At 67.3% G+C, this 1,895-nt stretch carries 1 protein-coding gene; it reads right to left on the reverse strand.

What is annotated here, in order from left to right; genetic code table 11:
- Positions 1–1,371, reverse strand: a 1,371-nt coding sequence (locus ACIRYZ_RS46475) for a DEAD/DEAH box helicase family protein (RefSeq protein ID WP_402955809.1), incomplete at its 3' end; no start/stop codon positions are given.
- Positions 1,372–1,895: the final 524 nt, after the last annotated feature.

The following is a 1,895-nucleotide window of genomic DNA, read 5'->3' on the forward strand; positions in this document are numbered from 1 at the left end:
GAGGAAAACCGGTACGATCAGGCTGGCGATTTTCCCCTCCCCGGGCTGCATCCGGAGGGCCCGGCCGATGGCCTGGACGATATCCACCATGCTGCCCCGGCCCTGTAGAAGAACAGAATCTGCATCCGGGATGTCGACTCCTTCGCCGAGGACCTTGCACTGGGCGACAATCCGATGCCGCAGCCCGTCCTCCTCACCGCTGCTCCCGAAATCGGCGATGACCTCCTTGCGGAAATCCACGTCGTGTTCACCGGAGAGCCACTGCGCCCAGAATTCATCGGGGTATTTCTGCGGGTTCTCGAAGTGCAGTTTTTCGACCGTCTGATTCAGCGTCTCCGAGAAGTAGCGGGCCTCGATCGTGCGGTTGTGGAACGTGATGCACCGCTGAAGGCCGCGCTCCGCCATCGTCTTGACCAACCCGGCCTGGATCGCTGCGATCCGCTCCGCCGGCACCTCGTCCTCGCTGCCGTCCTGCGCCTCACCGACACCCGGACCCCACGGCACCCCCTGCCGCTGCGCCCCGGCTCGGTCGCCGAGCGGGTCGCGCAGCTCCAGGACCACGATCTCGAACGGCGCCAGCAACTTCCTGTCGATGGCCTCCGCGAGGCCCAGGGAGTAGACGTGCGGGCCGTAGATCCGCTGGTCGTCCATGGACACCGCCAGCTCCTGCGGCAGCGGCTGGTGGGCATCCTCACGCCGCCGCATCGCCTTGCCGGGCGGCGCCCAGATCCGCGGGGTCGCGGTCATGTACAGCCGCCGCTCCGCCGGGATCTCACCCTGGTCGTGCACCACCGTCCACGTCTTCTCCACACTCCCGGAAGACCGGTGCGCCTCGTCGCAGACCATCAGACCCAGCGGCGGCAACACCCCACCCCCCGAACCCTCCCTCTGCGCCCAGTAGGCATAGGCGTCGGCGACCGCGCCGACCGAGGTGTAGGTGGCGAACAGGGTGGTCGGCCGGCGGTGCTTGGCCGCGTGGGACAGCCACATCCCGATCATCAGCGGGCTGGTGGTCGCCATCACCCCGTAGGGCAGCTCGGAGTCCACCAGGGAGCAGACGGCGTGCATGTCCCCGGAGCGGCCGGCGGCCCGCCACGAGCCGATCATCTGCACCAGCAGGTCCAGCGTCGGCACCACGACCAGCACCACGCCCCGCGGCGCCAGCTTCTGCCCGGCCGCGGCCCCCACGTAGCTCTTGCCGGACCCTGTGGCCATCTGCACCGTCACTCGCAGACCGTTGGGGGAGCCCGGCTGACCCGGACGCGGCGTCAGACCCCGCACGATGGCCTCCAGGGCCTCCTCCTGATGCCCCCGCAGCAAGACGCCGGCGGCGGACTGAGCGGCCATCAGACCCGGCTTCACGACGTTCACGAAAACGTGTCTCCCCTCACCCGCCCCCGAGCCGCACCCGGGACCACGCGGGAAATGCTGACAGTGCCCTACTGATACATTCAACGGACCGGAGCAGAAAACCATCCGACCGGAACACGAGCCCGATTGAAGCGACTATCCGAGACGATGTCAGCGACCAGGCCACAAATTCCTGAGAATACCCGAAATACAGGGGTGCGCCCCCCGATTCCGGCGGGATAGCCTGACGAGGCAAGATTGATACATTGGGGGTCGCTGCTCACCCCGCCAGGGTATCGCACCCCGCTCGGCCGAGGAGACCGAATCGCAACCCAGGCATGGACTAGACCAATTTTGGGAAGAGTGAAGCCGACCCGCACGAGCACCCAACACGCCACCCCCCGCCCAGTCAGCCTGCTTTAAGCTCAGCCAATCACCCTGCTCAGCCTTATAATCCCAGCTCAGCCACCAGGCACCATGAAGCGAAGCGGAGTGGTGCCGGCCCGAGCGCGAAGCGCCGGGCCCACCCGAGCGAAGCCCGGGTG

Origin of the sequence: Kitasatospora sp. NPDC101155, from assembly GCF_044768305.1 — a bacterium.
GTDB lineage: Bacteria > Actinomycetota > Actinomycetes > Streptomycetales > Streptomycetaceae > Kitasatospora.